At 57.7% G+C, this 21,722-nt stretch carries 18 protein-coding genes; 8 read left to right on the forward strand and 10 right to left on the reverse strand.

Translation table 11 applies throughout. The annotated features are described in order from the left end of the window. The first annotated feature begins 17 nt into the window (after positions 1-17). From V8Z74_RS10390 to V8Z74_RS10405, 4 genes are all read left to right on the forward strand, one after another. Complete coding sequence (locus V8Z74_RS10390) at positions 18-2,810, forward strand: DUF8741 domain-containing protein (protein ID WP_349709157.1); 2,793 nt, start codon at positions 18-20, stop codon at positions 2,808-2,810. A gap of 64 nt (positions 2,811-2,874) precedes the next feature. Further along, a complete protein-coding gene (locus tag V8Z74_RS10395) occupies positions 2,875-7,689 on the forward strand; it encodes an Eco57I restriction-modification methylase domain-containing protein (RefSeq protein WP_349709158.1) in 4,815 nt (1,604 codons plus the stop codon). A gap of 4 nt (positions 7,690-7,693) precedes the next feature. Next, positions 7,694-9,640 carry a chromosome partitioning protein ParA gene (locus V8Z74_RS10400; RefSeq protein ID WP_349709159.1) on the forward strand — a complete coding sequence of 649 codons (1,947 nt, stop codon included), beginning with the start codon at positions 7,694-7,696 and terminating at the stop codon, positions 9,638-9,640. Positions 9,641-9,752: 112 nt separating this feature from the next. Further along, entirely contained in the window at positions 9,753-10,520 is a 768-nt protein-coding gene (locus V8Z74_RS10405; RefSeq protein ID WP_349709160.1) for an HNH endonuclease, read from the forward strand. A gap of 499 nt (positions 10,521-11,019) precedes the next feature. Here the strand turns inward: V8Z74_RS10405 and V8Z74_RS10410 are convergent, their stop codons facing one another. The 3 genes from V8Z74_RS10410 to V8Z74_RS10420 form a co-directional block, all read right to left on the reverse strand. After that, positions 11,020-12,201, reverse strand: coding sequence for an Arm DNA-binding domain-containing protein (locus V8Z74_RS10410; protein WP_349709162.1), 1,182 nt, complete (start codon positions 12,199-12,201; stop codon positions 11,020-11,022). Further along, a complete protein-coding gene (locus V8Z74_RS10415; protein ID WP_066482625.1) occupies positions 12,162-12,416 on the reverse strand; it encodes an excisionase in 255 nt (84 codons plus the stop codon). Before V8Z74_RS10415 ends, V8Z74_RS10410 begins: the two co-directional genes overlap by 40 nt. A gap of 120 nt (positions 12,417-12,536) precedes the next feature. Then, the gene (locus tag V8Z74_RS10420; RefSeq protein ID WP_349709163.1) at positions 12,537-13,283 is read right to left on the reverse strand and encodes a BRO-N domain-containing protein; all 747 of its coding nucleotides are present in this window, start codon (positions 13,281-13,283) and stop codon (positions 12,537-12,539) included. 352 nt (positions 13,284-13,635) lie between these two features. On the opposite strand from V8Z74_RS10420, the gene V8Z74_RS10425 reads away from it, so the two are divergent. The 4 genes from V8Z74_RS10425 to V8Z74_RS10440 all read left to right on the forward strand — a co-directional run bounded on the left by V8Z74_RS10425 (position 13,636) and on the right by V8Z74_RS10440 (position 18,131). After that, positions 13,636-14,562 (forward strand): hypothetical protein, encoded by a 927-nt coding sequence (locus V8Z74_RS10425; RefSeq protein WP_349709165.1) that lies wholly within the window; start codon positions 13,636-13,638, stop codon positions 14,560-14,562. A gap of 761 nt (positions 14,563-15,323) precedes the next feature. Beyond that, positions 15,324-16,052 carry a hypothetical protein gene (locus V8Z74_RS10430; RefSeq protein WP_349709167.1) on the forward strand — a complete coding sequence of 243 codons (729 nt, stop codon included), beginning with the start codon at positions 15,324-15,326 and terminating at the stop codon, positions 16,050-16,052. Between the two features lie 75 nt (positions 16,053-16,127). Continuing rightward, entirely contained in the window at positions 16,128-16,901 is a 774-nt protein-coding gene (locus V8Z74_RS10435) for a hypothetical protein (protein ID WP_349709169.1), read from the forward strand. A gap of 585 nt (positions 16,902-17,486) precedes the next feature. After that, positions 17,487-18,131: a DUF4145 domain-containing protein gene (locus V8Z74_RS10440; RefSeq protein WP_349709171.1), complete on the forward strand. Its 645-nt coding sequence runs from the start codon at positions 17,487-17,489 to the stop codon at positions 18,129-18,131. A 126-nt stretch (positions 18,132-18,257) separates the two neighbouring features. Here the strand turns inward: V8Z74_RS10440 and V8Z74_RS10445 are convergent, their stop codons facing one another. The 7 genes from V8Z74_RS10445 to V8Z74_RS10475 form a co-directional block, all read right to left on the reverse strand. Beyond that, complete coding sequence (locus tag V8Z74_RS10445) at positions 18,258-19,529, reverse strand: type II toxin-antitoxin system HipA family toxin (RefSeq protein ID WP_349709173.1); 1,272 nt, start codon at positions 19,527-19,529, stop codon at positions 18,258-18,260. Then, a complete protein-coding gene (locus V8Z74_RS10450; protein WP_349709175.1) occupies positions 19,526-19,993 on the reverse strand; it encodes a helix-turn-helix transcriptional regulator in 468 nt (155 codons plus the stop codon). Before V8Z74_RS10450 ends, V8Z74_RS10445 begins: the two co-directional genes overlap by 4 nt. Positions 19,994-20,337: 344 nt before the next feature. Then, positions 20,338-20,460, reverse strand: coding sequence for a hypothetical protein (locus tag V8Z74_RS10455; protein WP_281178789.1), 123 nt, complete (start codon positions 20,458-20,460; stop codon positions 20,338-20,340). Further along, entirely contained in the window at positions 20,451-20,597 is a 147-nt protein-coding gene (locus tag V8Z74_RS10460; protein WP_157082161.1) for a hypothetical protein, read from the reverse strand. Before V8Z74_RS10460 ends, V8Z74_RS10455 begins: the two co-directional genes overlap by 10 nt. A gap of 12 nt (positions 20,598-20,609) precedes the next feature. Further along, positions 20,610-20,846, reverse strand: coding sequence for a hypothetical protein (locus V8Z74_RS10465; protein ID WP_349709178.1), 237 nt, complete (start codon positions 20,844-20,846; stop codon positions 20,610-20,612). A gap of 83 nt (positions 20,847-20,929) precedes the next feature. Continuing rightward, the gene (locus tag V8Z74_RS10470; RefSeq protein ID WP_349709180.1) at positions 20,930-21,085 is read right to left on the reverse strand and encodes a hypothetical protein; all 156 of its coding nucleotides are present in this window, start codon (positions 21,083-21,085) and stop codon (positions 20,930-20,932) included. Between the two features lie 407 nt (positions 21,086-21,492). Continuing rightward, a complete protein-coding gene (locus V8Z74_RS10475) occupies positions 21,493-21,708 on the reverse strand; it encodes a hypothetical protein (protein ID WP_349709182.1) in 216 nt (71 codons plus the stop codon). Positions 21,709-21,722 lie beyond the last annotated feature (14 nt).

The raw sequence follows: 21,722 nt of genomic DNA on the forward strand, positions 1-21,722 counted from the left end.
CGTGGCCTACGTATTTCATGACGACTCTTGAACAAGACTTTCTGCCTGGCAACCTCGTTCGCGCCCGAGGCCGCGAATGGGTGGTGCAGACCGATTCGCGCCGTGACTGGCTGCGTCTGCGCCCTCTGGGTGGTGCGGAAGATGAAACGATTGCGCTGATACCCGAGTTAGAGCTGTTGCCTGTCGAGCATGCCACCTTTGGTGCGCCGATCCCTGAAAATGCCGGCAACCATGCAGCGTCCGTCTTGCTGCGCGATGCCCTGCGCCTGACCCTGCGCGCCGGTGCAGGCCCCTTCCGCTCGTTCGGCAACATCGCTGTGGAACCGCGCGGCTACCAGTTGGTGCCTCTGCTGATGGCGCTTCGCCTGTCTACCGTGCGCCTGCTGATTGCCGACGACGTAGGCATTGGCAAAACTATCGAAGCCGGCCTCATTGCCCGTGAACTGATGGACCGGGGCGAAGTCACCCGTCTGGCCGTACTCTGCCCGCCGCACTTGGTGGAGCAATGGCAGTCCGAGCTGCAAGAGCGGTTCAACCTGCACGCCGTGGCCCTCACTGCCGCCTCGGCTGCGCGGGTGGAGCGCGAGCTGCCCCACGGCGTCCCCTTGTTTGACCACCACCCAGTTGCGGTGGTGAGCCTGGACTACATCAAGAGCGAGCGCCACCGTGAGCAATTTATTGCTACTGCGCCTGAATGCATCATCGTGGACGAAGCCCACACCTGTGCCAGCAGCGGTGCAGGCAAGCAACTGCGCTTCGAGCTGCTACAGCGGCTGGCCAGCAACGCGCACCGCCACCTGATCCTGCTCACCGCCACGCCTCACTCGGGCGATGAAGCAGCGTTTCACAACCTGCTGTCCCTGCTGGACACACGCTTTGCCGCCCTGCAAGGCCGCATGTCCGCAAGCGACCCGCTGCGTCAGGAACTGGCCCGCCACTTTGTGCAGCGTCGCCGCAAAGACATTGCCGAATGGCAAGCTGAAACTGAAGACGGTCATGGCTTTGCCCGGCGCATGAAAACCGAGCTGACCTATCAGCTTAGCGGCGACTGGGGTAATTTCTTTGATGCCGTGCAGGACTACTGCCGCGAGCTGGCAGAAACCGCCGAAAGTCAAGGCACCGTAGGCGGCAACGGGCTGATGTGGTACGCCACCCTGGCCCTGCTGCGCTGCGTGGCTTCGTCCCCGGCGGCGGCCGTCAAGGCACTGACGACTCGTCTGGAAGGCAGCGAGACCGCAGAAGACCTGCTGACCGACGAACGCTTGCACGATGGTGAAGCCGATGACCTCTCCAGCATTGACCTGGAGCCTCCCGCACAATTACAAGATGCATCGCGCCTGCAAGCGCTGATTACCACAGCCCAACGCCTCTCAGGCCAGAAGGGGGACCCCAAGCTCACCGCGCTCGTCCAGCACGTTGGCCAGTTGCTGCGTGACGGCTACCACCCCGCCGTGTTTTGCCGCTACATCGCCACGGCGCATTACGTGGCCGAACACCTCAAAACCGCATTTCCCCAGGCCACTATTGACGCCATCACCGGCGAGCTCACGCCCGAAGAGCGCCGTGAGCGGGTCGAAGACATGGCTGATGCCGACAGCCGCATCCTTGTTGCCACCGATTGCCTTTCTGAAGGCATCAACCTGCAGCACCTGTTCACCGCCGTCGTCCACTATGACTTGGCCTGGAACCCCACGCGCCATGAACAGCGCGAAGGCCGGGTCGACCGCTTTGGCCAGCAAGCTCCTGAGGTGCGTTGCACCATGCTTTACGGGCAGGATAACCCCATCGACGGCTTTGTGCTCAAGGTCATCCTGCGCAAGGGTGAGGCTATCCAGAAAGAACTGGGCGTGATGGTGCCCCTGCCTGAAGACGACGCCCGCATCAACCAAGCCCTGGTCAAGGCCGCGCTGATGCGCCGCGAGCAGCAGGGGCCGCCATCTATGTGGCAAGAGGCGTTTGATTTCGGTGAGCCTGAACAACTGCTTGCGCCCATACAAACCAAGTGGCAAGACGCGTTGGAAAAAGCCAAGGCTAACCGCACCGTCTTCGCACAGCGCCGCATTCGCCCCGACGAGGTGCTACCGGAATGGACCAAGCAGCAGCAGGCTCTGGGCACCCAGGCTGATGTGCAGCGCTTTTTGCAAAGCGCCTGCGTGCGTCTGGGCGCGCCGCTGGAGGGTACACGCCGCCCCAGCCAGATGCGCCTGCTGCCCCAGCACCTGCCCGAAGCCCTGCGCTTGCGCCTGGCCGACGAAGGGCTGGACGCACCTCAACTGATTGACTGGAGCGAACTGCACCGCAGCCATCCCCTGGTTAGCCTCTTCGCCCAGCATCTGCTGGAAGACGCCCTGGGCGCGGCGCAACCCCTCGCCGCCCGCTGTGCCGCCACGCTAACCCAGGATGTGGAGGTCGCCACAACGCTTTACCTGCTGCGTGTTCGCCACCAGCTCAGCTACGTGCGTCGGCGCGAGCCCTTCCAGATGATGGCGGAGGAAACTCTGGCACTGGCTGTGTGCGGCCGCACCCAGCCCGAATGGCTGGTAAATGAGCAGACTACCCGCTTGCTCGAATGTACGCCCAGCGGCAACCTGCCTCCTGATGCCGTGCAACGCGAAGTGCGCCAGGCCATTGCCTATCTGGCTGCAAACCCCGAGCAGCTACAGACCCTGGCCCAGAAACGCGCCGATACCCTGCTGGCCGACCACCAGCGCGTGCGCGAGGCCGCGCGTGACGTGGGGCAGTACAGCGTCAGCCCCTGCCTGCCGGTTGATGTGATGGGTGTGTACGTGCTGCTACCCGACGATTTATGAGTGAAAAACCTATCAAACGCATAGCAGATAGGTGCTAATAGCTCATAAATTAGGATTGAATTTCATGAAACGCATACGCCACCACCGGCAGCAAGCCGCGCTTAACCTGCCTACTCTACAGCTCGAAGGCAGCCTGTTCTTGCCCGACCTGCTGGAAAAAGCCGCCCAGGGCCGCGCCCAGGACCAGGCTGATACCGACTACGGCATCCCTAAGGGCGTTAAGCTCAAAGACGAATACAGCCGTGCCTTCCAGATCGCCTGCGCCCAGTGGCAGCACTTTGCCGCGCAAAGCGAGCGCACCGACGTGGACACCCACGCACTCACCCAAGGCTTTGTGGCCGAACTGCTGCGTGATGCGCTGGGCTACGCCGCCGTGCAAGCCACGGCCATCGTGCAGGCCGGGGTCTTCGGCTACCCCGTCAGCTTTGTGGCGGGGCCAGCACCTGCGGGCGTGCCTGTGCTGGTGGCCCCCCACACCCTGGCGCTGGACGAGGCCGACCCACGCTTTGCAGTGGTCGGCAGCGGGAGCCGTAAGAAGTCTGCCTTCCAGGCCATGCAAGAGCTGCTTAACGCCAGCCCCGACCACACCTGGGGCATCGTCAGCAACGGCAAACAACTGCGTCTGTTGCGCGACGCCGACAGCCTCACCCGCCCCGCCTACCTCGAATGCGATTTGGCCGACCTGCTCAGCGGCCAGCGCTATGCAGAGTTCGCCAACGTCTGGCGCCTGCTACACGCCAGCCGCGCGCCGCAAACGGGCGGCATGTGCATTTGGGAGTGCTGGCGCGAAGCCGGCAAGGCCGAGGGCACCCGCGTGCGCGACGGCCTGCGCCACGGGGTGGAGCAAGCACTGCTCACCTTGGGCGAAGGCTTCTTGCAACACCCCGCCAATGACGCACTGCGCGCCGCCCTACACGATGGGTACCTAAGTCAAGACGCCTACTTCCAGCAACTGCTGCGTCTCATCTACCGGCTAATCTTCGTTTTCACCGTCGAGGAGCGTGGCGTGCTGCACCCGCAGGACGACAGCGCCGAAGGCCTAGCCGCCCGCAAAGCCTATGCCGAAGGCTACGCCCTCGCCCGCCTGCGCCAGCTCTGCCTCAAGCGCCGCGCCCGCAACCGCTTCGACGACCACTGGCAGTCCATTCGCATCGTCTGGCGCGGCCTGGCCCAGGGCCAGCCGCTCCTGGCCCTTCCCGCGCTGGGTGGCCTGTTCGCACCCAACCAGTGCTCGCACCTGGACGCCGCCAGCCTGCACAACACCCACCTGCTGGCCGCCCTGCAGCACCTGCGCTGGGCCGTCACGACCCAAGGCAAGGCCATCAGCCTCACCCCGATCGACTACCGCAACATGGGGCCGGAGGAGCTGGGCAGCGTGTACGAAAGCCTGCTCGAACTCGTGCCCACCATCGACCTGCCCGCGCGCCATTTCGGCTTCGTTGGCCTGACCGAAGAGGGTAGCACCGTAGGCAACGCTCGCAAACTCACCGGCAGCTACTACACCCCTGACAGCCTTGTGCAGCAGCTTATTCATAGCGCGCTCGACCCGGTGATCGCGCAGCGTCTGGCTGCCAACCCAGCGCAGCCTGTGGAGGCGCTGCTGTCCATTCGCGTGATTGATCCTGCCTGCGGCAGCGGCCATTTTTTGCTGGCGGCTGCACGCCGCCTGGCCGAAAAGCTGGCGGAGCTGCGCGCGCCTGAAGGCGCCGTGACGCCTCAGGCCTACCGCCACGCCCTGCGCGAAGTGGTGGGCCGCTGCATCTTTGGCGTGGACCGCAACCCCATGGCGATCGAGTTGGCCCGCACCGCCTTGTGGCTGGAAGGCTTTGAAGAAGGTCGCCCCCTGGGCTTTCTGGACCATCACCTGCAATGCGGCGATGCCCTGTTGGGCCTGACCGACCTGGAAGCCTTGAAACAAGGGATTGCCAAAGATGCCTTCAAGCCCTTGAGCGGTGATGACAAAGAGGTGTGCAAACAGCTTGCCAAGCTCAACAGCGCGGGCCTTAAACAACTGGCCAAGGATGTGCAAAGCGGTCAGCAGCTACTGGCCTTTGCCATGGACACCGGCCTGCAAGCCCTGCAGGCGCTCGAAGCCCTGGGCACCGACACCGCCGAAGACGTGGCCGCGCAAGAGCGTGCATACCATCAAATTTGTGAGCGGCTTGTGCACAGCCCTATAGCGCTGGCGGCTGATTTGACTGTCAGTGCCTACCTGCTGCCCAAAACACAGGACACCGCTGCACTGGTGGCGACCAGCGCAACCCTGCACACTGCCCTCACGGCCCCGCAGCTTCTAGCCGATCCTGGCGCAGATCAGGCCGCCATTGTGGCCGCCGCCCGCGCTGCCTGCCAGCAAGCCCGTGTGCTGCACTGGCCGCTGGCCTTTCCGCAGGTCTATGCCGCAGGTGGGTTTGACTGTGTGCTGGGTAATCCACCTTGGGAAATGCTGCAGCTTGATCCGCGGGAGTTCTTCGCAACTAGGGCACCAGAAATAGCGAATGCTCAGCACATGGCGGCACGTGACAAGATGATTGCCGCATTGAAGGAGAGCAACCGGCCGCTGTACGACAAATTCAAACGAGCCGAACGGACCACCGAAGCCGCGCAGAGCTTTATTCACTCCAGCGGGCGTTTTCCTACCTCCGGCTTCGGTCGCTTGAACCTCGCGTACCTCTTTGCCGAGTTGTTCTTGGACATGAAGAGGGAAAACGGTCGAGCGGGGCTCATCGTTCCATCGGGCATTGCCACCGACTCTTTCACGCAGCATCTTTTCAACAAGATTGCAAAAGGCAACCTCATCAGCTTCTACGACATTGAGAATCGAGAAGCGATATTTGAGTCGGTGCATCGCAGCTACAAATTCTGTCTTTTGACCTTGGGACACTCGGATGAAGCAGACTTTGTTTGCTTTGCAGGAAAGATGGAAGATCTGCAAGACCCACGCAGACGCTTTCAGCTAACTCCCCAAGACTTCAAGCTCCTGAACCCGAACACCGGTACTTGCCCTGTGTTCCGCTCTAATGCAGACGCCGAGCTAACCAAAAAAATATACCGATCTACCCCCGTTTTGTGGCGAGAGAAGAGCGACGAGCAGGCCGAAGACAACCCTTGGGGCTTGAGCCTGATGCTGATGTTCATGATGAATACCGACAGCTATCGCTTCAAAAATGAATTCCTCCCCGACTACCTCCCTCTATACGAAGCCAAGCTCGTCCACCAGTTCGACCACCGCTGGGCTACCTATACCCCCGATGGTGACAGCCGCGACCTGTTGCTTTCCGAAAAGCAACACCCTACCACCACCGTTACCCCCCGCTACTGGGTGCAGGCGCGCGAAGTCTGGCTGCGCGTAGCCCGCTTGCCCCAGGGCCTGCACAAAGCCCTGAAAGACGACAATCCAGACGCCACCGTGCTGTGCGCCACCCAGCTGTTGTTCGGTTGGTGGCTGGCCGACGCTCGCCGATGCGACCCCGCCGTGGGCACCTACACCGCTTGGCAGGACTTTGTGCACCACCATCCCTACGCCAGCGAGGTTGCCTCCGTTAGCCTAGGCCTGTGCGGAAACAGCCCAGCCAGCATCCAGCCCTTGAATGACAACTACCTGCCTGCCGAGGGCGCGGTAGAGGTCTTCATGTCTAACGAGCGCCACGGCACTGCCTGGTACGCCGTGGATGCGCAGGCTGAGAAAGCTGTGCTCGACTTCACTGCCGATCACCGCCACCTGCCCGCGCCCAGCACCCCTTTGCACGACCGCGACGCCGTGCTAGCCCTGGCCGAGCGCTGGCTGCAAGCGGCTTGTCCACAGTGGTTGATGGGGTGGCGAGACATTTGTCGCGCGACGGACGAGCGCACGGTGATTGCGTCGGTGATGCCATTGGCGGCGGTAAATCACAAAACTCCGCTTTTCTTTGCTAAAGCTGCACCTTCCACTAGGCACGTCGCAGCCCTTTTGGGCAATTTCGATTCTTTGACGCTGGACTATGTAGCGCGGCAAAAAGTAGGTGGTACGTCATTGACATATTTCTACCTAAAGCAGTTACCGTTCATCCCCCCAGACCGCTATACCGAAACCGATCTGATCTACATCGTCCCGCGTGTGCTTGAACTCACCTACACCGCGTATGACCTGGCGGGCTGGGCCAAAGACCTGGGCCACGACGGACTTCCATTCCCATTCAACCCAGATCGTCGTGCCATTCTTCGTGCGGAGTTGGATGCCTACTACGCCCGCCTTTATGGGCTAAACCGGAAGGAGCTGTGCTACATCCTCGACCCTGCCGATGTGCTGGGCGAGGACTACCCCAGTGAAACCTTCCGCGTACTTAAAAACAAGGAGCTACGCGAGCTCGGCGAGTACCGAACGCAAAGGCTGGTATTAGCAGCATGGGATGCGCTGCAAGCACAACCCACTGTCTCCATTCCTGTGCCCCAACCGGCACGGCGGACCGCACCGCTTCCCATCTATGCACAAGGCGGCACACCGGCTTCCGAAGCCGAGGACTGGTTGGCGGGCCTGGTGTGCGATGTGCTGCTGCAGGCAGGCCCGTGCGACGACAACCGTCTGCGACGCATCCTGTTGACCTCACTGCCTGACAACATGCCATCCGTCGAGGTGTTACCTTCCTGGCTGGTACCCATGAATACGGAGCGCTGGGGGTATATCCGTGATTGGCTGCACGGCCTTCTAGGCGTTCCCGTGACGGCACCGCTGTCCATCCGCAAGCCGGAGGCGCTGGCCGATGTGATTGGCGATTACCGCACCCAATCATTGGCTGCCGCATTAATCCAGGCCCGCGATCAGCAGGAGGTGGCGCTGAAAGAAGTACTGGCCGGTACCGCATCGGTCGTGCAGTCCAACGAATTACGAAAACAAGGGTAATCCGATGAACGACGTCAGCATCTTCGCACCTAATCCAGTCCTCCGGCCCCGTTTGTGGGTGGAAACGCTATGGTTACTGGATTCGCTCACAGCCACCCAACCCCTGCGCGAAATCCCCTTGCAGCGCGGGCTGAACTTGATCGTGTCGCCGCCGGGTATGGGTAGCTCTGGGCACGGCGTGGGTAAAACTGCGTTCTGTCAGTTGCTGCGCTTTGTGCTGGATGATCCGCTGTGGTCCGATGGCTCCACTTTGCGCGATGAACTGCTGCGCAGCCGCGAGTTGAAAGAGGGTGCCGTTGCCGCGCGCGTGCACGTTGGTGGTGAAACCTGGACAGTGCTGAAGCCCTGGCTGCACCAGAAGCAATACCGTGCATCGCGTACAGCGGACTGGCGACAACTGGCCGCGAATAACGCAGAGAATGAATTCGCCGCCTACCAGGCCGCGATGCGGCGGCATCTGGTGGAGATACTACCCGTGCAAAAGCTGCCTGGATCCGAGCAGTCCATCGAATGGCATCAGATTCTGGCCTGGTGCTCGCGCGACCAGAACGCCCGATATCACAGTTACTACCAGTGGCGTGCGGACGGATCGGGCTTCAGTTGGCCCGCCAAATCACCTGCCGCATTGATGCAAATCGTGCTTGGCCTGCTGCCCGATAGCACCACGTTGCGCGAACTAGACGGCACAGCGAAAACGCTGGAGAAGCACAAAGCGGATTTGCAAGCGCTGCGCGAGGAGCCCGCACGCTTGTTGAAGCACGTGCGCCGTCAACTGACCCGCCACTTGAACGTCTCTTCTCAAATGCCGTTCCGGCAAAATGGCTTGCTTGAACACCCCAACCTGATTGGTATTGCCAAGCAAAGGCATCAGGCCTATCAACAGGAACTGGTGGCTATCGACGCCGAACGGCAAGAACTCGCAGCACAGCGCCAGGCATGGATGGAGAAGCGTGCGCCGCTGAAAGCGGGCATTGATCTTCTGACCAACAGGATCGGGCAAGACGAAGCATTTGCAGCTGGTGATATGCAAGAGGTAGAGAGGCTACAGAAAGAAGCCTCATCTTTGCAGCAACTGCTACCCACGCGCTGCGATGCTGGAAGCCGCTTGCTCAGGGACTGCAGCCACGTGATGGAGCGAATCGAGCAGACGCAGATTGACCGAAGGCAGCGCATCACACAACACCAGCGCTCCAAAGAAACGCTTGAAAGCGAACTGCTGCCTCTGCGCCGCCGACTGGCCGAGCTGGAGGCCGAAACGGCTCCCATGAATGAGCAACTGACATCCATTGATCAGCAGGATGCCGCGCTGACGACAAGGCATGCACAGTCCCTGTCCGCCGACCAGCTTCTCAGCGATGCCATCAAGGACTATGAACTGTATGAAGACATTGCCACAGGCAAGTCAACCTCGCCGGAAATCGACAAGCTGGAGCGTCAACTGGAATCGGCCCAGCGCCGCCATGGCCAGCTTCATATCAAGGTCGTCAAAGAGCACGATGCAGTGGCGGGGCGCCGCCAGGTCATCAGCGCCGCGATGCACGCCGTTGCCAAGTCACTGCCCTCTTTTCACTGGGGCGTGCTTAGCGATGACGACAAGCACCGCAACCGCCCGTTCCAGATGGGGCCCATGCACTCGACGACCTTCAAGGTGCTCGAAATACTGGCTGGAGACATTGCCTGCCTGATGGACAGCACCTCTCCGGATAGCTTTCATCCAGGCTTTCTTCTGCATGACTCGCCGCGAGAGGCGGAGATGAGCGAATCCATGCTGTGGGCTCTGCTTGGCCATGTGGGGTCGGGCGAAAGCAATGCCTTCCAGTACATTGTCACCACCTCGACAGAGCCCGCCGAGGCATTCAAACCCTTTGAGCGCCTCAGGCTTTCTTCGGACAGTGAGGACGGCCTTTTGCTTCGCCGCCGCGTGGGTGCGGAGCAAACGCCGTTGGCGTGAGGAATGAGGGCATGGACAGATTCACACAGAGCAAACGGCAGATTGCAAATGGTTTGACTGGTGGCCAGCGCTCCGTGCTAAGGATGTCTCGTCCAATACTGCTGCATTGCCCATGAATCCGCTGCAACGTGCCTTGGTCGAAAAAGCCGGCCACGACTATGGTTTTGAGTATGTGCTGGCCAGTGGGCCGGAGGGTGTGACGCTTGCATCGGCAAGGCACGCGGCACGTGCGCAGGTCTCGGCGCTACCAGAGGGAGACTATTTGCTGCACCTGCAAGCAGCCACCCCAGCGCTGCTGCCTGAGATGCAGCGCTCATTTGCCCACGCGCTGCATGCGGGCGGTTTTGTAGCTAACAATGAAGCAGCGCTGGCGGCACTGCTGGACCGCAGCGCGAGTTTGGCACGTGCTTTGCCCAGCCAGGCGGCACAGGACTTTGAGGCCGCCGTGTTCCACCAGTTGGATCAGTTGCCTGCTGGGTTTGCTGGTACCGAAGTAGAGCGCCTGGTGCGTCAACGGGTTGGGCAGCAAAAATTCCGCGCAGCCATGCTGGACTATTGGGGCGGCGCTTGCGCTGTAACCGGCTTGGACCTGTCTGCGGTTCTGCGCGCCAGCCACGCCAAACCCTGGGCAGAGTGCGCTAACGATGCCGAGCGGCTGGATGTGTTCAATGGCTTTCTGTTGATTGCCAACTTGGATGCATTGTTCGACCGTTTTTGGATCAGTTTTGATGACACAGGAGAGATCGTGAGGTCACCAGCTCTTTCTGGTGTAATTTGTGATCAATTGGGACTAAAACCAGGCATGGGGCTGCGCTGGCTCAGCGATGCGCATCGAAAGTATTTGGCTTGGCACCGGAAACGTTTGCGGCAAAGGCGCTAGCGTTGCCTGCGCACAAAAATGACCAGATTGTGGGGAGCTGCTACGGCAGGCCCTCATCGGCCCCAAGGTAAACGAAGGCTCTCAAGCCAGGGCTATCTTGCGTAATAAGGCAGGAGAGGCTTTCTGCGCTGTGCATCGTGACTTCTTTTGTTCAGCCGAACAACAATGCCGTGGTTGCGGGCACTATTACTGGTGAACTCAACGCGAGCCCCTTCAGTTTACAGAACTGTAAGCCTCGAACAGAGATGATTGCGAGACCGCCTCCCATTCTCGTGTGGGTAGCAAACGTGAAGTGGGGGTACAACTGGGGGTATAGAGTCATTTTTAAAAGGTGAAAAATCTTATTTTGTAATGATTTTGAGATGAGATTCAATAGACGCCAGCCCATCCAAGACACCGCCACACTCTGGAATCCCCAGGGTGTGGCGGTTTTTTCATGCCTGAAAGGGTGGCGCGGTGTCTTGAAAATCGCACCGATTTCGCACGCGAATCGCACCGGTCAGTCTTCCTTCACGATCTGCAATTCTGCCCGGGGCCTCTGGTAATCCTCCCGGATGAATTTCCCGTAGGTGCGAAACACCATCTCCACATCCTCGTGCCCCAGCTGCTGGGCCACATACCAGGGGTTGGCGCCGGCCGTCAGCAGGGTGGATGCGTAGGTGTGTCGCAGCTGGTAGGGGTTGCGGTAGGGGATGCCGGCACGCTCCATCAGCGGCAGCCACAGCGTTTTGCGCACCTGGGCATCGTTGTCCCACGGCTTCAGGGTGCGCGGATTCAGCCAGATCCGGGGGCCGCGGCTCTGGCTGATGTCTTGCTGGGCGCGCAGCGCTTGCAGAGCCTCGTCGTTGAGATCGATGTCCCGAATGCCGGCCAGCGTCTTGGGCGACTTGATCACCCCGACCACCTGGTTCTGCACCACGCGGGCGATGCGCCTTTCCTGATCCACATGTGCCCATTCCTGGGCCTGCAGTTCGCCGGGGCGCAGCCCGGTGTTCAGCCAGTATTGGATGGTGGGCCGTTCGTCGCTGCGGCAGGCCTGCAGCAGCGCCGTGCGCTCGGTCTGGGTGAAGGGCTGAATCACATAGTCGCTGGCCTTGCTGGTCTGGCGGATCAGCTTGGCCAGGGCAATGCGGTCGAACGGATTCAGCTCGATCAGCTCGTCGTTCAGCGCATCCTCGAACACGCTGCGCAGCGGAATCAGCGTGTTGCGTATGGCCTTGCTCGTGCACTCCATGGCGGAGATCCACTCGCGCAGCAGGGCGGGGGTGACATCGCGCACCTCCACCCCGTGCCAGCGGCGCATGCGCGTGCCGTTGATGGCCTTGGCATAGCCCCGGTACGTGGCCGGGGACAGTTTGCCGTTGCCCACCTGCCGCTCGTAGATGTCGAGCTGCCGGTACAGCAGCTTCTCCATTTTTGTCGAGCCTTTTCGGGATGCCGCGGCGCGCGGGCTGTCCGGGAAATAGTCGGCATAGACAAAGCTGCCGGCCTTGATCTTCATGCGGATCTCGTCCCGCAACACCGTGGCGCGCAGCAGGCTGGACTTGTTGACGGGCGCGGCGGGCAGCAGCTCGCGGCATTCCTTGCCCTCCCAGGTGAAGGCGATCTGGATGCGATCGCCCGAGGCGAACTTGCGGATTTTTACGCCGGGCGGCGTTTGGAAAGCTGGTCGTTGATCCATTGGTCTGCGGCTTTGAGGTTGACGTAAAGGCGACGGGAGATCACGGCCACTTGCAGGCCTTCCTTCCAGACGCCGCTTTTCTTGCGCTGCTTCACGGCCTCGCGGGTCACGCCGGTCATCTCCTCGTATTTGGAGGCCAGCACCCACTGGGTCGGGTAGCCAGCGACATCTTCGGCGGCCGCTGCGGAGGCGACTTTTGGGGCGGGTTCTTTCATGGGCTGTGCTCCTTCGATGAAAAACAAAAAGCCCGCGCGGCATGGGCCGGGCGGGCTGGGGATGTGAATGAAATCGGTCTCCAGCGCTTATGCAGAAAGCGCTGGCAGCTATGAAAACTGCTATCTCAGTTGCAGCTGGCTTTGTTGGCCGGGCAGGCCCTGGGCGCCGCCGTGGTGCTGCAGGGCCTGCAGCTCGGCCCGCGTGGCCATGCGCTGGGTGCAGGCTGCCGCCAGCCGGGCCAGAGTGGTATCGCTCACGATCAGGTCGGTACGCACGGCCTGGGTCAGCTGGGCCAACGTCATCACCATGGCACCGGCCTCGATGGGCTGCACATACGGGTTCATTGCACCGCCCGCGCCGCGGGTAAAGGACAGCAACATGCGCGTGGAGTGGGGCGCTTCGCCCTCCAGCATCACCGCATCAAACACCGCCTGATAGACCTGTAGCGTGGCCGCATGGGCCAGCTGGTGGGCATGCTCGACAAGGTGAACATCGCGTTGCAGGGTGTTGTCGTCGGCCTGCTGTTCAAGCAAGTCCAGCACCCACGCCCGAAACTCCTTGGCTACCGTCGTGCGGGCAAACATGGCCAGGAGGTGCGCGCCGCGCAGGCTGAAGATACGCACTTCCTTTTCGCTGTTCCCATTGCCGAAACCCTTGACGGTCAAATTGACCGTCAAGGTCATCTTCTCTGTGAACTCGTCGGAGCGCCGTGCATAGATGCGGTTGATCGCGCTCTCATCGGCGTACCCAAGAGCCTGGGCAATCTCGTTGGCCTTGAGCCAAGGCTGCCCTTGGTGGTCAACGATACCGAAGGTGGTGGAGTGAAAAGACAGCGCAGCAGCGCGTGCATTGAGGGTGTCAGCCATTACGGCCTCCTTGCGGTCATTCTTGCAACAACCACCGCCGCTTGCTTCCAACCAAATGGCGGTGACTCGAAGGGGTTGGAAGACCGGGACCGCTTGCGCAAACCGGCGAGCCTCGCGGCTCCCCCTCCGAGCCACCATAAAACTGGGGCCACAGACGACAAAGCCGCACGACTGCGGTTCAGGTGCGGCTTTGTCGCCGCAAACGGTATTCAGGCTTCCAACCCTGATCACGCTTTACTGGCGTGACCGATGTAGTTTAAGCGATTCAGGCAAGGACGCTGCAAAACGCATGTTGTAACATGTTGTTTTGGTGTTCGTGTGTCTGATCAATTTGCTTCACAAGAAATAAGCTATGTCAACTGAAAAGAATAATTTCTCTAGAAGAGAGTGGTTAATGATTATCGCCATTTTCTTAATGGCCGAAGCATGGATATTAAATATTTCTTATTCATTTAATGGTGAGCAATCTGTTATTAATTATGTTTCTTTTGCCTCAACGATAACTTCATTAATCCTTGCTGTTTTAGCTATTGTTTATGGATTTTATCAAAATGAAACTGGAAAGAAATCTAATGCGGCACTGGAGGCGCATATCGATGCAATGAAAAAGACACAAGCAGAGCTTGATGCGTTTGTTATTTCAGTTGAGGGTCAATTAAATTCTGTGACCGAATCGGCTGATAAACTTGATAGGATCGGCTCGGATCTAAGTCTTAGTGTTAATAAAATTGATGATCTAAAGAATGAGATATCCCATATAAAGGAAGGGCAGCGTCAAGGAAATGAGAATATTAAAGATGTTATTGAGAGTTTAAAGATTTCATCTAAATCAGATTTATCTAAGGCAAAATCTTTTGATGCTTCTTCGGGTAACATTGAACTTATATTGAAGAATATATTTTTTGCTACTTCTTATGAGGTCGATCTGGTGTCAGTACTGCTTGTTGAAGCAGCTGATCGAAATTATAAGGGTGATGTTGTGGATCTTGCCTTTAGTTATTATGCTGATCCTGTATTGAATTTTGTTAATGATTTAGATTCAAAAAATTCTGAGAAATATAAATATTTGGCACGGCATAGTATAGGCTCTCTTGGACAATTTATATCAGATATAGTTACAATAGCAGGATTTTTTGGCGTTTATCATGAAAGAGCAGATGGAGAAATGGAATTCAATGCTGAAATTTTGGATGAATTAAGGGAGTGTTCTGATTCTGCGAGAAAATCAAATAATACTAAGGAGTTAGCTGATATTATTTCTAAAAGTTTTTCTCATTAAATTTTTAGATAGACGTTTTCAAGGCGGTGTCAGCGGCATTTTGCGGCCCTGTGAGCGAGCAGGTGTCGATGTCATTGAGCTCTGGCCCGTATGTTCGGGCGATGGCATGCGCTGCTGCCGGGCTATAGATTCGGTAATGGCCATGAGGTGCGGGCAGCAGCAACTGCAGCTAAAAAGCGCCGCACAGCGCCGTGCTGGCCTGCGGCGGGGTACGGCTGAGGAAAAGGGTTTCGGTATGGCGTATGCATGCCTCCTGTCTTGGCCATGAAAAAAGCCCGTGCGGCGTGGGCCGGGCGGGCTGGGGATGTGAATGAAATCGGGCTCCAGCGCTTATACAGAAAGCGCTGGCAGCTATGAAAACTGCTATGCGTGTGGTGACGCGAACGGCATGTGTGCCAAAGTTGAAGGGGGTGATGTCAGCCATTGCGGCCTCCGTGAGTTGTGCGTTTGCTACAACCACCGCCTTTGACACCAACCAAAGGGCGGTGACTCGAAGAGGTTGGCGTACCGGACAACCCTGCGGCAAACCGGCGAGCCTCGCGGCTCCCCCTCCGAGCCACCATAAAACTGGGGCCACAGACGACAAAGCCGCACGACTGCGGTTCAGGTGCGGCTTTGTTGTCACCGCTAGATTGTTTCAGGACGCCAATCCCGATCACGCTTTACTGGCGTGACGAGATGGAGTGTAGCGCAGCCAGCCTCCAATGTGTCAACAACTCGTTACGAGTCGTGTAACCTGCTAGTTTTCTATGGAGGCAGGCGTGGCAAAGATAAAGAAGACAGCTCAATCCATTCCAATGACCAGCACGCAAGCCGCGATTGGTGGCGGGGTGCTGATTGGATTTTTTGCGCTTTGGTTTTTGTGGGCAGCTGTGGGTGATGAATTTATTGATTGGATTGGTGGAAAAAATAACTTATCCGGTTGGGTACAGGCAATTGGCTCAATTCTTGCAATTTTAGGGGCAGCACTTTTCCCGCTCATTCATCATAAGATTATGGATGGAAAAGATCAAGATAGAAAAAAAAGAGAGGCTCGTTTATATCTTATTCGTATTTATCCAATTCTTAAGGATTTCGAAGACGATGTCAGAACTTGTGCTTATCGATATATTTTTGCTTTAGATTCGGTTGGGATGCAAGAAAATAATATTTCGGAATTGTTTTCAGAATTTACCGAATGGTTTAAGCAGTATGAAAATTTCTTGGATGATTCACTGCATGCCCGATATTTTTCAATTATCCCTGATTTAATCGGCCAGAGAATATCTTACGCGATAGGGAAAATTAAATCTATTCAATTGGATGTCTCTAGGTTTGATGTGGATTTTTATGAGAAAAATAACCAGAGATTTGAATCTAAGTTAAGTGATTGGAGGGATGAATTGTTATATATTGCTGATATCTTGCGCACTGTAAATATCTTGGTTGAAACGGAGGCTAGGCTAATAGAAATTTTTCCGTCAAATGAGGAAATATATGGTGAAATTTAATGGCGATTGCCTATCTTGAGTAAATTATTGAGGGGAATTATGTATCTGCAGAAATACGTGACAAAGAGGAAGTTGGTGAGTTTTTTGACGGAAGGTCTTTACTTTAGAAAAATAAGTGAATTTGAAGATAAAACAGAGGGGGAATTTCAGCATTTTGGGCCATTGCAGGAGCAAATTCTGAAAATCATGAATGATAGTGGAATGCTCGGCGCTCCTGTTCCTAAGGTCAAGGCGAAGTCCCTAACTGAAGAACTTATGAACTTTGATAAGGGTTTTAATTTCATACAGAGCTGGCATAAAAGCGAAATTATGTCTAGGAAGATGTGGAGTGAATATTCTGGTATTGAAAATAATATTGATGGGGCAATCATTGTAATCAGCCCTTTTACAATGGATATTTTGCTGAGGAAAAACTTGTTAACCTCTTGGGAGTTTAAAGTTGTTGATTATGTAAATGACAAATCAAGAGCAAGAAATGCATTTTTCACCAAGCATGAAGATTATAGGTGGGAGAAAGAGGAAAGAATATGCATTGATATAAAAAAATTGATTTTTGGAAATAAAAATATCCTACCGGAAATGGCTTGCTTGAATTCAATGCGGAATTATAACTTTAGGGGTGGAAATTTCCCATTTGTAAAAGATATATTTAAATATAAAGATGAAAATGGATTTATTGTGGATATTCCTGATTTGAATAAATCAGTGGAGGGGGTACTTGTCCCGAATAATTGTAGCTCTGATTTTGAAAGTGAAATAAATGATATTTTAATTTCAAAGAAATATAATATTAAAGTAAAAAGAGTTAACGTTGATTCTTTAGAGAATATAAATAATATTATTCAATGATGATTAATGGATTTTCGATCTTTGTCAAAAAATTACTAACAATTTTGACAGCGGTGGGGGATGAAAATTAATAGTGGGCAATATTGTTAATGTCAGTGAGTTCTGCCAGTCGCTGGTGGACTCTGCTCATTTGCTGCTGTTGGTCGCGAAGTCTGTCCAGTAAGGCCGAGCCTTTGGCTTGCCAGTCGGCATGCAGATCCATATCGGTGGGCAGATTGCGAAGGGTCAGCAGGTCGTGCTGTTACTCGGCGTTGAGGTTGTGCATGTCTCGGCTGAGCAGGGGCTGCTCACCCGCCAGTCGCACCAGTTCGTCGCGGTCTGAGGTGTCGGTCATCAAGACCTCTGGGTGAACTAAAAAAGCCCGCCGGGTCTGGAACCTTGCGGGCCTTTTATTTTGGGAGGTTTGACTTGAGGAGGTGCCGTTGGTGCTCCAGTAGCAACCGCATGCAGAGGGTGCAAACAAAAGCATCCCTGTCGGGGGCCGTGCGGTACAAGTCCACCAGTTGCCGCAACTTGAATCCGCCATCAGAATTCAGTACATCCGAAATGGCGTTGTCGTCAGTCACGATTGAATTAAGGGTGTTCATGGCAGTTTTGGTAATGCAGTGCCCGCATTGCGGGGCGGAAAATATGACGTTTAGCGTCATGCAGGCAGTGGGGCATCTGGTGCCCGGAAAAACTTCTGTTTTGGCGTTATGTGCTGGATGTGATGAACCTGTGCTGGCATCGTTCCGTGCAGAAGCGGCGCAAGCTAACTACATCTTGAAAACGCATGGCAATCTGCTGAGCGATCGCGGTTTCACATCGCTGGGAACATGGCCGTCAAAGCAGTCTCTGAATATTCCTGAGTCACTGCCCGATAGGGTTGCCAAGAACTTCATGGAGGCTTTGAAGATCCGCAATGCCAAGCACTGGAATGCTGCGTGCGGTAGTTATCGGCGCTGCTTAGAGATCGCGCTGAAAGAATTTGCGCCGGAGATTGAGGCGAGGATGCTGGAAAAGCGAATCGACAAGCTGGCTGCGGAGCAACGTATTACCCCAGCCCTTCAGGCTTGGGCGCATGAGTTGCGGCTTGACGGCAACGAGGCACTGCATGGCCTTGAGGATGCCACTGAAGAGATGGCCGAGCAGATGCATCACTTGACGTTTTTTCTGCTTACCTATCTGTACACCTTGCCTCAGCAGATCGATGAGGTACGTGCTCGGCGCGACGCCGCTAAACAGGAATAAAAAAGCCCGCATTTGGCGGGCCTTCTCGGCACTCTCCAGGTGAAGCTATGCTTCACCTGGAGAGTGCCCCGCGATTCTATAAAAAACCGGTGGTTTTGTAAATTCGTTAAAACCCGTGTACTAAATCTACAAAAAGGCCTGCCTCTGCGATCTGAGCGCATCGCGGTCGATGCTGGCGGCGAGCAGCTCCATGTCGGACGGGCTGACGCCCAGGGCCGTGAAGTGCGTGGCCCAGCGATCGACGACGGCGGCCACTTGCCGTATCAGCTCGACGGCGCGGGGCATTTTGATGCCGTACTCGTTGATCTGGGTAAGCGCGTTTTCAAGGCTGGATTCGGAGCCTGCGGTGCCCACGATGAGTGCCTGATAGCCCAGGTTTTGCAGGCTGGGCACGACGTCGTAGGCGGGCGTGAGGTCGTAGTAGCCGTCTGCCAGGTTGAGGCTGATGCTGTGGTTGCGCTCGTGGTCGTCGGTGTTGTCCGTGAGGATGTTGAAGACCATGCGTTTGAACAGCTCCTCGCGCATGGCGGCCTGTCGGTCCGGGTGGCCTAGGCGCAGCAGGATGGTGGCCAGATTGCCGTAGCTTTGCTCCAGACCCGCAGCGCGCAGGGCGGTGTGGGCGGACTGGCAATGCACGCGGTAGGGGCCCAGGCGGTCGAACCGCTCGATGGTGAGTGCGTGCCGCGCCTTGCCGTAGCGTGGCGGCAGTGGCAGCACGGCGGTGTCGGCCACGTGCATGCCGGCCTGGGCGGCTAGCGTCATGGTGGCGTGCTCGATGAGCGGGGTGTCCACGGGGTCGTCCAGCTCGCTGAACTTGATGACGCAGGGGCCGTTATCCGTCTGCAGCAATGCCTTGGGCCGCGCGCCGCCGAGGGTGACGCCGGGCTGGATAAGGCGCTGTATCTCTGCGGTGATCGGAGCCTGGGTCTGCACGTCTTCCACCGCGGCGGCCAGTTGGGCCAGATCCTTCAGCTGCGGATAGGGCCCGAGGTAGCGGGGAATGTACTGCTCTGCCGAGGTGGACACGCCCAGCGCGCCAAAGCGGTCGTCGCCCGCGAAGAGCAGCATTTCCAGAATGGACAGGCGGGCAGGCCGGTCGATGTGGCGGATGATGCGCTCGCCCCAGCGGTCCGGGCGGGCGTCGTCGATCGCGCCGGGGGCGGTGCTTCTCTCGCCCGTGCTGAAGACTTGCCCTTGCACGATGGGCATGTCTTCGCTGAGCGCAAAGTTCCACCAGTCCGGCGTGTAGGTAAAAGTGGCGCAGTCGGCCACCAGCTGCGAGAGGCTGACCTCGCCCACCAGCGTGGACGCCGCGGGGTTGACCATGGCCCACACATAGAGCTGGTCTTGCGGCACGTAGGTGCGTGGCGAGACGTTGGGGATGGCGGGCTGGGTCATTTTTTATTGGGCTTCGAGCCAGCCAGAAGGGCGGCCAAGCCAGCTCCTGCGGGCGAGGTGTTGGCTGGGGTGGATACCAAAGCCTGCGGCTTTCCAAACGCAACCGGAGGCAGGGGCGCGGGCTTGGCTGCATGAGCCGGCTTGGCAGCAGGCTTGCGCTTGGCTCTCACCTTGGCCACTTCCTTCTCCAGCGCTGCATGGTCGTTTTGCGGCGCGATCAGGTCGGCCAGCCCACCGGCCTGATTGATCAGCCACATGCACATCACGTACGAGGCCATGGCGACGGACGGGTCGCCGCGCTCGATGCGCGCCATGGTGGGCTGTGATATGCCCAGCTTCCTGGCCCACTGCGCCTGCGACTCGCCGCGCCGCTTGCGGGCGATGACGATGTTTTGCGCAAGCTGCTCGATCTGCTGGAGCACGGCTTGCGGGTAGTCTGCGGGCGGTGTGTTCTGGCGTGGCATGCATAGATATTAGTGTTTTGACAAAAACATGTAAATCTATGAATCATTTTTGTCTCTGCAGCATTGTTCGTGTGCGATAACAGCCGGTTCCACTGTTTCCCGTATTCATGTTTGATGCATAGATATTGTTAAAAGTCTATTTTTGATTCATCTATGTATAAATTCATGCTTTCTGGCCATGAATTTGTGAGCGCGCTGCGCCCGCTCTAGCTGCGTTTAAAAGTAGTTTGATGCCGATAGCTTTGCCGGGCTGGCGGTAGCCGCTTTGCTTTCCATAGCGCGCAGCAGGCGGCTGCGCTGACGGTCGCGGTGCTGCAGCTCGTGCAGCACGGTGTCGTGGGGCGTCATGGAATCAGGGGCGCGGCGGCCTCGAGGTGGATCCAAGCCAGGGCGATGCAGAAGCCCGCAATCAGCAGCCACGCGGCGACGGCTGCTGCGGTGACAAGGCGGTATTTCGTCATCGGCATGCCCCGCGCTGGCAGATGCAGCTGATGGCCTTGCCCAGGTGGCCCAGCTCGGCAAAGCCGTGGTCGAAGGCCTCGGCCATGGAGCGCGCGCGGTGCAGGATGGACACGGCGCCGCAGGTGAGAACAAAGGTGTGCATGGCGCGGCCTCGTCAGAACAGGGGCTGGGTGAGGTGGCCGGCCGTGCCGGCACGCACGCGGCGCACGGGCATCAAAGCCGGACGCTGGCGGGGCGGGCGAGGCGCCGGGGCCTGCAGCGCCGCCTGGGCGGCCAGCTGTTCGCGCGCCCTGGCAAAAGTGGCGGCCACGTCGGTGCTGACGGCATTGCTGTACTGGAACGCCTTGCTGGTGCAGGGCACGCTGGGCATGGTGATGCGGGCTGCTTGCATGGGAGGTCTCCGGTGAATGGCAAAAAGAAAAAGCCCACGCAGCGCTGGCTGGTGGGCTCGGGGTGTGTGTGCGGTGCTGCGCGTCAGGTGCCGGCAGCCGTGCCGGTGGCGGCCGGCTCTCGGGCCTGCTCCATGCGGAAATCTGCCGGTAGCGGAAAGGTCGGGCTGGTCTGGATGAGTTCCAGCAGCCGCTGCTTGAAGGCTTTCTCGTTGTCGATGCCCGAGGCCTTGTAGTGCAAGGCTGCGGCCTGCCTCGACAATGGGGCGCGGCCGTAGATTTCGGCTGCCCAGTGCAATGCAAGAAAAATGGATGTGCAGCGCAATGCGTTCACTGCCGTGTAGGCAGCTTAGACAAAGAGTCCCGATGCCTTGTGGTGTCGGGGCTCTTTTGCATTTGCGGGCAATTACTTCAGCAACCTTACACCTCTGCGGCGCACAAAATCCTCATAGCTGATCGGCGGGCCGTGTTGCTGATCGCTTTGGTGAGTCTGGCCGGCTGCCAGCGCGCCCCGGTGCATGTCGCTCTGCAGCGGGTCAATGTGCCCATCCCTGTGGTTTGCGCTGACTATCTGCCCAGCGCCGCTGCAATGAATAAAGCCTCGGCGTCATAGGGCGCCAAGGCTTTTCTTGTTTCTGCTTGGTTCTCTCAGTCGGGCTGTGCGTCTTCTGCCAGCCATTGCTTGACTTCCCCATAGTGGTCTAAGCTGGCAAAGTCCACGACATGCGGATGCCGCGCTTTCAGGTAGGCCCAAAAGAGATGCACTGCTTTCCCTTCAGGAGGCACGGCGCCGACAGCGCCCAGAGCATTTGACCACTGGCGCCAGAGTTTTAGAACTTGGGGTTTTGCATCTTCGCGGCGCATGCGGGGCTCTCTTT

The sequence above is a fragment of the Comamonas sp. w2-DMI genome, from assembly GCF_040187735.1.
In the GTDB taxonomy this organism is placed as follows: Bacteria; Pseudomonadota; Gammaproteobacteria; order Burkholderiales; family Burkholderiaceae_C; genus Comamonas; species Comamonas terrae.